Genomic DNA, 9,750 nt, shown 5'->3' with positions numbered 1-9,750 from the left:
GTGCCGGGCAGCGCGGCAGCGGGCGGCTGAGCCTGGACGGTCGGGGCCTGTGTCGTGGCCGCCGGAGCGCCGGCACCGGGAAGCGTCGTCGTCGGCACCGAAGGCTGGGCCGGCTGCGCCTGCGGCAGCGTCGGTGCCACAGTGGGTGCGGTGGCGGGAGCCATGTCCTGCGCCATCAGCGGGGTTGCGGTCAGGGCAAGAACGGCGGCAATCGCGGCCCTTGCCGGGCGAATGGGGTGCGATAGGTTTGTCATGGTAAGGCGGCTACGCTCGGCAAGCGCAAAAGCGTTCAGCCCATCGCCGGGTTTTGCCGTTGAAATGACGTAAGTTACCGTCAGACCGATTTAATGGGTCTGGAAAGCTGACCTGATTTGCAGCCTATTCCATCGCGAACTGGGGCAGGGTTGCGATGCCTGCGAGCGCCAGCCCCAGGCCTGCCGATACCCACAAGGCACTCAGCCCCCAGGCCTGGAAGGCCAGCGCCCCCAGCAGCGCTCCTGTCACCAGCCCGGCCCAGAGCAGCAGATAGGGCAGCCACTCGCCGCGATGCCCGCGCTGGTGCACCCGCGCCAGCGCCTGGCCGAGCTTGACCAGCGTGCCCGTCATATAGGTGAGGCCGATGCTTACCTGGCCTTCGCGCTGGAACGCAGTGTTCTCCGCACCCATGGCGAGCAGGGTGCAGCCGATCGCGGCGACCTGCAACCTCGCCATCGCCAGGCCCGCCGCCAGTGCGGGCAACGTCGCGACCAGCAGCACCGTCACCGCCAGCCGCGTGCGCGCCTCGCAGTGGTTGCCGAGAACCGCGCCCAGCGTCACCCCGGTAACGAAGGTCGCGATCATTGCCGCCGCGATCCCCGCCGCCGATGCATCGTGCACCGCGCCCACCGCCATGCGGGTCGAGTTGCCCGACATGAAGGCGGTGAAGAAGCCGCCCGTTTCTAGAAAGCCGATCGCATCGACAAAGCCCGCAAGTCCGGCGAGCGTGGCTGCGAGCAGCCAGTGATGGCGCTGGTAACGTGTCATCTGCCTCGCATAGCGTGCGGGGCAGGGCGGTGTCATCCGTCGCAAAGCCGTGCGCGGCGGTTTGACAAGTCCAACAGCGCTGCTTATATCGCGCTCCAACACCGGACGCTTCGAGACATGACAGGTTTGCGCGGACCTGCCGAACGAAGGAAGCTTCAGGGATAATCTGACGCGATAGGCTGCGGTTCATGGGGTTCTCATGAGCTTGCGGCCTTTTGGCGTCTTTGTGCGCCCCGAATCGACAGACACGAAAAGGCGAAGACACGTTTATGGCAACTTCCGCACGAGCATCGGCCGCCACCAAGCCGACCCCGATGAAGCGTATCCGCAAGATCTTCGGTGACATCCACGAAGTCAGCGAAATGCCGAACCTCATCGAGGTCCAGCGCGAGAGCTACGAACAGTTCCTGCGTTCGGATCCCTCGATCGGCTATGTTTCGGGCCTGGAAAAGACGCTGCGCAGCGTTTTCCCGATCCGCGACTTCGCCGGAACTGCCGAACTCGACTTCGTGCACTATGAACTCGAATCGCCCAAATACGATGTCGAGGAATGCCGTCAGCGCGGCATCACCTATGCGGCGCCGATGAAAGTGACGCTGCGCCTGATCGTGTTCGAGGTCGATGCCGAGACCGAAAGCCGCTCCGTGCTCGATATCAAGGAGCAGGACGTGTACATGGGCGACATGCCGCTGATGACCGCGAACGGCACGTTCGTGATCAACGGCACCGAGCGCGTGATCGTCAGCCAGATGCACCGTTCGCCGGGCGTGCTGTTCGATCATGACCGCGGCAAGACCCACTCGTCGGGCAAGTATCTCTTCGCCGCGCGCGTCATCCCCTATCGCGGTTCGTGGCTCGATTTCGAATTCGACGCCAAGGACATCGTCAACGTCCGCATCGACCGCAAGCGCAAGCTGCCGGTCACCTCGCTGCTGTACGCGCTGGGCCTCAACGACGAGGAAATCCTCGACTATTTCTACGAGACCGTGACCTATGAGCGCGGCACCGGCGGCTGGAAGATCCCGTTCGTCGCCGAGCAGTGGCGCGGCATGAAGCCAGCGTTCGACATTGTCGATGCCGCGACCGGCGAAGTCGCGTTCAAGGCGGGCGACAAGATCACCCCGCGCGCCGCCGCCAAGGCCGCCAAGGATGGCCTGGCCAGCCTGCTGATCCCGACCGAGGAAATCTTCGGCCGCTACAGCGCCTATGACCTGATCAACGAGCAGACCGGCGAAATCTATATCGAAGCGGGCGACGAGGTCACCGCCGAGAATCTGGAAAAGCTCGACAAGGCCGGGATCGACCAGCTGGTGCTGCTCGACATCGACCATGTCACCACTGGTCCGTGGATCCGCAACACGATGAAGGCCGACAAGGCCGACAGCCGCGACATGGGTCTCGATGCGATCTATCGCGTCATGCGCCCCGGCGAACCGCCGACGCGCGAAACCGCCGATGCGCTGTTCGAAGGCCTGTTCTTCGATCCCGAGCGCTATGACCTCTCGGCCGTGGGCCGCGTGAAGCTCAACATGCGTCTCGAGCTCGATTGCGAGGACACCGTCACCACGTTGCGCCGCGAGGACATCCTGGCGGTCGTCAAGACGCTGGTCGATCTCAAGGACGGCAAGGGCGAAGTCGACGATATCGACAATCTCGGCAACCGCCGCGTCCGCTCGGTGGGCGAGCTGCTGGAAAACCAGTATCGCGTCGGCCTGCTGCGCATGGAGCGCGCGGTCAAGGAGCGCATGAGCTCGGTCGACGTGTCGACTGTCATGCCGAATGACCTGATCAACGCCAAGCCGGCGGTCGCTGCCGTTCGCGAATTCTTCGGCTCGTCGCAGCTGTCGCAGTTCATGGACCAGACCAACCCGCTCGCTGAAGTCACCCACAAGCGCCGCGTTTCGGCGCTTGGTCCGGGTGGTCTGACGCGCGAGCGGGCGGGCTTCGAAGTCCGCGACGTTCACCCGACCCACTATGGCCGTATCTGCCCGATCGAGACGCCCGAAGGCCCGAACATCGGTCTGATCAACTCACTTGCCTCGTTCAGTCGCGTCAACAAGTACGGCTTCATCGAGACGCCGTACCGCAAGGTGATCGACGGCAAGGTGACCGACGAGGTCGTGTACCTCTCGGCCATGGAAGAGGCCAAGCACACGATCGCGCAGGCGAACGCCGAGCTGAACGACGATGGCAGCTTTGCCGAGGACATCGTTTCGGCCCGTCAGGCCGGCGAATTCCTGATGGCACCGCGCGACATCATCACGCTGATGGACGTGTCTCCCAAGCAGCTCGTCTCGGTCGCGGCATCGCTCATTCCGTTCCTGGAAAACGATGACGCCAACCGCGCGCTGATGGGATCGAACATGCAGCGTCAGGCCGTGCCGCTGGTGCGCGCCGAGGCGCCGTTCGTCGGCACCGGCATGGAAGAGACTGTGGCGCGCGATTCGGGCGCCGCGATCGCTGCCAAGCGCGCCGGTATCGTCGATCAGGTCGACGCGACCCGTATCGTGATCCGCGCCACCGGTTCGGTGGATTCGGGCAAGTCGGGCGTCGACATCTACACGCTGATGAAGTTCCAGCGCTCGAACCAGAATACCTGCATCAACCAGCGTCCGCTGGTGAAGGTGGGCGACGTGATCAACGAAGGCGACATCATCGCCGACGGCCCGTCGACCGATCTGGGTGAGCTGGCGCTGGGCCGCAACGCGCTCGTCGCGTTCATGCCCTGGAACGGCTACAACTATGAGGACTCGATCCTCATCAGCGAACGCATCGTGAAGGATGACGTGTTCACCTCGATCCATATCGAGGAGTTCGAGGTCATGGCACGCGATACCAAGCTGGGCCCCGAGGACATCACCCGCGATATTCCGAATGTCGGCGAGGAAGCGCTGCGCAACCTCGACGAGGCGGGCATCGTCTATATCGGCGCGGAAGTGCATCCGGGCGACATCCTGGTCGGCAAGATCACGCCCAAGGGCGAAAGCCCGATGACGCCGGAAGAAAAGCTGCTGCGCGCGATCTTCGGCGAAAAGGCGAGCGACGTGCGCGACACCTCGCTCCGTCTGTCGCCGGGCGTGTCGGGCACCGTGGTCGAGGTCCGCGTGTTCAACCGTCACGGCATCGACAAGGACGAGCGTGCGCTGGCGATCGAACGCGAGGAAATCGAGCGTCTGACCAAGGACCGCGAGGACGAGCGCGCCATTCTCAACCGTGCCACCTATAACCGTCTGCGCGAAATGCTGGTCGGTCAGGTCGCGTCGGCTGCGCCCAAGGGCGTGAAGAAGGGTGTGGCCATCGACGAGGCGCTGCTCGATGAGGTCGAGAAGCACTTGTGGTGGAAGTTCGCGGTCGAGGACGATGCGGTTCAGGCCGATCTCGAAGCGGTCAAGGCCCAGTATGACGAAGCCGTGACCCGCATCACCGAGAAGTTCGACGACCGCCGCGAGAAGCTGGAGCGCGGCGACGAGCTGGCGCCTGGCGTGCTCAAGATGGTCAAGGTGTTCGTCGCGGTGAAGCGCAAGCTGCAGCCGGGCGACAAGATGGCCGGGCGTCACGGCAACAAGGGGATCATCAGCCGCATCCTGCCGATCGAGGACATGCCGTTCCTCGAAGACGGCACGCATGTCGATTTCGTGCTCAACCCGCTGGGTGTGCCGAGCCGCATGAACGTGGGTCAGATCTTCGAAACGCATCTGGGCTGGGCCGCGCGCGGTCTGGGCCAGCAGATCTCGAAGGCGCTCGACGAATGGCGCGAGGCCAATCCGAACCCGGAAGCGGGCCCGCCGCCCGATGCCGTGCGCGAGAAGCTGAAGTACGTTTACGGCCCCGAATATCATGCCGAGATCGACAGCCGTTCGGATGATGGCGTGGTCGAGCTGGCGGGCCTGCTGCGCAACGGCGTTCCGATGGGCACCCCGGTGTTCGACGGTGCGCGCGAGGCGGACGTGTCGCGGATGCTGGAGCGGGCGGGTCTCGACCCGTCGGGCCAGGTCGATCTGTACGACGGCCGTACCGGCGACAAGTTCGACCGCAAGGTGACCGTGGGCTATATCTACATGCTCAAGCTGCACCACCTGGTCGACGACAAGATCCACGCGCGTTCGATCGGTCCCTACAGCCTCGTCACCCAGCAGCCGCTGGGCGGCAAGGCCCAGTTCGGTGGTCAGCGCTTCGGGGAAATGGAGGTCTGGGCGCTCCAGGCCTATGGCGCGGCCTATACGCTGCAGGAAATGCTGACGGTGAAGTCCGACGACGTGGTCGGCCGCACCAAGGTCTATGAGGCGATCGTCAAGGGTGACGACACGTTCGAGGCCGGTATCCCGGAAAGCTTCAACGTGCTGGTCAAGGAAATGCGCTCGCTGGGTCTGAACGTGGAGCTGAACTCGCTCGACGCGCTGCCCGATCCGGACGAAGGCCCGGACGCACTGCCGGAAGCCGCGGAGTAACACCTACTCCCCTCCCCCCTCGGGGGAGGGGCCGGGGGTGGGGCCGATACGGGCTCCACCTGTGAAATTCCCCACCCCAACCCCTCTCTGCGAATGTGAGGGGCCAGGAAGGCGAAAAAAATGAACGAACTGACCAAATTCAACAATCCCGCCGTGAAGCCGGAAACCTTTGACGAGATCCAGATCGGCCTCGCTTCCCCCGAGCGCATTCGGTCCTGGTCCTTCGGCGAGATCAAGAAGCCCGAAACGATCAACTATCGCACGTTCAAGCCCGAGCGTGATGGCCTGTTCTGCGCGCGCATCTTCGGTCCGGTGAAGGACTATGAGTGCCTGTGCGGCAAGTACAAGCGCATGAAGTACAAGGGCATCGTCTGCGAAAAGTGCGGCGTGGAAGTGACCGTCACCAAGGTCCGCCGCGAGCGCATGGGCCATATCGAGCTTGCCGCGCCGGTCGCGCACATCTGGTTCCTTAAGTCGCTGCCCTCGCGCATCGGCCTGCTGCTCGACATGCAGCTCAAGCAGCTTGAGCGCGTGCTGTATTTCGAAAGCTATGTCGTGATCGAGCCGGGCCTGACCAGCCTGGAAAAATATCAGCTGCTCACCGAAGACGAGCTGCTCGATGCGCAGGACGAGTTCGGCGAGGACGCCTTCTCGGCCGGTATCGGTGCCGAAGCCGTGCGCCAGATGCTGATGGATCTGGACCTCGAGCAGGAGCGCGCCGACCTGCTGCAGGAGCTTGAGACGACCAAGTCGGAGCTCAAGCCCAAGAAGATCATCAAGCGCCTCAAGGTCGTGGAATCGTTCATCGATTCCGGTAATCGTCCCGAATGGATGATCCTGGAAGTCATCCCCGTGATCCCGCCCGAGCTGCGCCCGCTGGTGCCGCTCGACGGTGGCCGCTTCGCGACCTCGGACCTCAACGACCTGTATCGCCGCGTCATCAACCGCAACAACCGTCTCAAGCGGCTGATGGAACTGCGCGCGCCGGACATCATCGTGCGCAACGAAAAGCGCATGTTGCAGGAAGCCGTCGATGCGCTGTTCGACAATGGCCGTCGTGGCCGCATCATCACCGGTGCCAACAAGCGGCCGCTGAAGTCGCTGTCCGACATGCTCAAGGGCAAGCAGGGCCGCTTCCGTCAGAACCTGCTCGGCAAGCGCGTCGACTATTCGGGCCGTTCGGTCATCGTGACCGGTCCGGAACTCAAGCTGCACCAGTGCGGTCTGCCCAAGAAGATGGCGCTCGAGCTGTTTAAGCCGTTCATCTACGCGCGTCTCGACGCCAAGGGTCTGTCGATGACCCTGAAGCAGGCCAAGAAGTGGGTGGAGAAGGAGCGCAAGGAAGTCTGGGACATCCTGGACGAGGTAATCCGCGAGCACCCGGTGATGCTCAACCGCGCACCGACGCTGCACCGTCTGGGCATCCAGGCGTTCGAGCCCGTGCTGATCGAGGGCAAGGCGATTCAGCTGCACCCGCTGGTCTGCTCGGCCTTCAACGCCGACTTCGACGGTGACCAGATGGCCGTCCACGTTCCGCTCTCGCTGGAAGCCCAGCTGGAAGCGCGCGTGCTGATGATGTCGACCAACAACATCCTGTCGCCCGCCAACGGCAAGCCGATCATCGTGCCCTCGCAGGACATGGTGCTGGGCCTGTATTACCTTTCGATGGACCGCGAAGGCGAGCCGGGCGAAGGCATGCTGATGGCCGATATCGCCGAAGTGCATCAGGCGCTCGAAGTGGGTGCGGTCACGCTCCACTCGAAGGTCATCGCGCGCGTTCCGCAGACCGACGAACAGGGCAACCAGTATCTGAAGCGCTACCAGACGACGCCGGGCCGCATGCTCATCGGCGAATGTCTGCCCAAGAGCCACAAGGTGCCCTTCGATGTCGTCAACCGCCTTCTCACCAAGAAGGAAATCGGCGACGTCATCGACCAGGTCTATCGTCACACCGGTCAGAAGGACACGGTTCTTTTCGCCGACGCGATCATGGGCCTGGGCTTCCGTCACGCCTGTCGTGCCGGCATCTCGTTCGGCAAGGACGACATGATCATTCCGGACAGCAAGGAGCGTCTGGTTGATGAAACGCGCGCGCTGGTTGCCGATTATGAGCAGCAGTACCAGGATGGTCTGATCACCCAGCAGGAAAAGTACAACAAGGTGATCGACGCCTGGAGCCGTTGCGGTGACCAGGTTGCGAACGCCATGATGGAAGAGATCAAGGCGACGCCGAAGGACGAGCATGGCCGCGAAGCCCCGGTCAACTCGATCTACATGATGAGCCATTCGGGTGCGCGTGGTTCGCCAGCGCAGATGAAGCAGCTTGCCGGTATGCGTGGTCTGATGGCCAAGCCGTCGGGCGAAATCATCGAAACGCCGATCATCTCGAACTTCAAGGAAGGCCTGACCGTTCTGGAGTATTTCAACTCCACCCACGGCGCGCGCAAGGGTCTGGCGGATACGGCGCTCAAGACGGCGAACTCGGGTTACCTGACCCGCCGTCTGGTCGACGTGTCGCAGGATTGCGTCATCGTGCAGGAAGACTGCGGCACCGAACGGGCGCTGGAAATGCGTGCGATCGTGCAGGGTGGCTCGGTCATCGCCTCGCTCGGCGAGCGCATCCTGGGCCGTACCCTGGCCGAGGATATCGTCGACGCGAAGTCCGGCGATGTCGTCGTTGCCAAGGACACGCTGCTCGACGAAGCCGCCGTGGCATCGATCGAGGCCCTGGGCATCCAGGCAGCGCGCATCCGTTCGCCGCTGATCTGCGAAGCGACCCAGGGCGTGTGCGGCAAGTGCTATGGCCGTGACCTGGCGCGTGGTACTCCGGTGAACATCGGCGAGGCTGTCGGCGTCATCGCCGCGCAGTCGATCGGTGAACCGGGTACCCAGCTCACCATGCGTACCTTCCATATCGGCGGTGCGGCGCAGCTCAACGAGCAGTCGAACCTCGAAGCGGTGGCCGATGGCACGCTGCAGTACCGGGATATCCCGACCATCGTGAACAAGCGCGGCCAGCGCCTGTCGCTCGCCCGTAATGGCGAAATCGCGATCGTCGACAAGGAAGGCCGCGAGCGTGCGGTCCACCGTATCCCATACGGCACGGTGCTGCTGGTCGACGACAATGGCGAGGTGAACATCGGCGATCGGATTGCCGAATGGGATCCGTTCACCATGCCGGTGATCACCGATACCAGCGGTGTCGTGAAGTATCAGGACCTGATCGACGGCAAGACGCTGGTCGAGCAGACCGACGATGCCACCGGTATCGCGCAGCGCGTGGTCGTGGAATTCCGCGGATCGAGCAAGGCGAAGTCCAAGGAAGACCTGCGTCCCCGCCTCACCCTGCTGGATGAGGATTCGGGCGAAGCGGCGCGCTACATGCTTGCCGTGGGCGCGATGCTCTCGGTCGAGGATGGCCAGAAGGTCGAAGCCGGCGATGTTCTCGCCCGCGTCAGCCGCGAAGCCGCCAAGACCCGCGACATCACCGGCGGTCTGCCGCGCGTGGCCGAGCTGTTCGAGGCGCGCAAGCCCAAGGACAATGCGATCATCGCCAAGGTTTCGGGCCGCATCGAGTTCGTCCGCGACTACAAGGCCAAGCGCAAGATCGCGATCCACCCGGAAGAGGGGGATCCGGTCGAGTATCTGGTGCCCAAGTCGAAGGTCATCGACGTCCAGGAAGGCGACTATGTCAAGAAGGGCGACAACCTGATCTCGGGCTCGCCCGATCCGCACGACATTCTGGAAGTGCTGGGCGTGGAAGCGCTGGCCGAATATCTGGTCAGCGAAATCCAGGAAGTCTACCGCTTGCAGGGCGTGAAGATCAACGACAAGCACATCGAGGTGATCGTTCGCCAGATGCTGCAGAAGGTCGAGATCACCGATGGTGGCGATACCACGCTGCTGCCGGGCGAACAGCTCGATGCCGAGGAAATGAACGAGGTCAACGCCCGTCTTCCCGAGGGCAAGAAGCCCGCAGAAGGCAAGCCGGTGCTGCTTGGCATCACCAAGGCTTCGCTGCAGACGCGTTCGTTCATCTCGGCCGCGTCGTTCCAGGAAACCACCCGGGTGCTCACCCAGGCGGCCGTGGAAGGCAAGCGCGACTCGCTGATCGGCCTGAAGGAGAACGTGATCGTCGGTCGTCTGATCCCGGCAGGTACCGGTGCGGGCATGGCGCGCATCCGCATCGCCGCGAACAGCCGCGATGCCGCGCTCCGCGCCCAGCAGCGCGCGCTGCAAAAGGCGATGGCAGCGGCGAACGAGGTCGAGGCGGCTCCCG

3 protein-coding genes and 1 pseudogene are annotated in these 9,750 nt (G+C 63.6%); 2 read left to right on the top strand and 2 right to left on the bottom strand.

The genetic code is table 11. The features are described from left to right. Together AX735_RS24840 and AX735_RS02645 are read right to left on the bottom strand one after the other, a co-directional pair. Nucleotides 1-254, bottom strand: a pseudogene (locus tag AX735_RS24840) (hypothetical protein); the annotation flags it as partial. Nucleotides 255-378: 124 nt separating this feature from the next. Next, complete coding sequence (locus AX735_RS02645) at nucleotides 379-1,023, bottom strand: YoaK family protein (protein ID WP_066275127.1); 645 nt, start codon at nucleotides 1,021-1,023, stop codon at nucleotides 379-381. A gap of 269 nt (nucleotides 1,024-1,292) precedes the next feature. On the opposite strand from AX735_RS02645, the gene rpoB reads away from it, so the two are divergent. Both rpoB and rpoC read left to right on the top strand, forming a co-directional pair. After that, nucleotides 1,293-5,471, top strand: a complete 4,179-nt coding sequence (gene rpoB, locus AX735_RS02640; RefSeq protein WP_066275119.1) for a DNA-directed RNA polymerase subunit beta — start codon at nucleotides 1,293-1,295, stop codon at nucleotides 5,469-5,471. Nucleotides 5,472-5,591: 120 nt separating this feature from the next. Further along, on the top strand, nucleotides 5,592-9,750 hold a 4,159-nt coding region (rpoC, locus tag AX735_RS02635), incomplete at its 3' end, for a DNA-directed RNA polymerase subunit beta' (RefSeq protein ID WP_066275116.1).

The sequence above is a fragment of the Blastomonas sp. CCH1-A6 genome (genome assembly GCF_001556365.1).
GTDB lineage: Bacteria > Pseudomonadota > Alphaproteobacteria > Sphingomonadales > Sphingomonadaceae > Blastomonas > Blastomonas ursincola.
The sequence above is the reverse complement of the archived record's forward strand: the minus strand, read 5'-3'. Positions and strand labels throughout refer to the sequence as shown.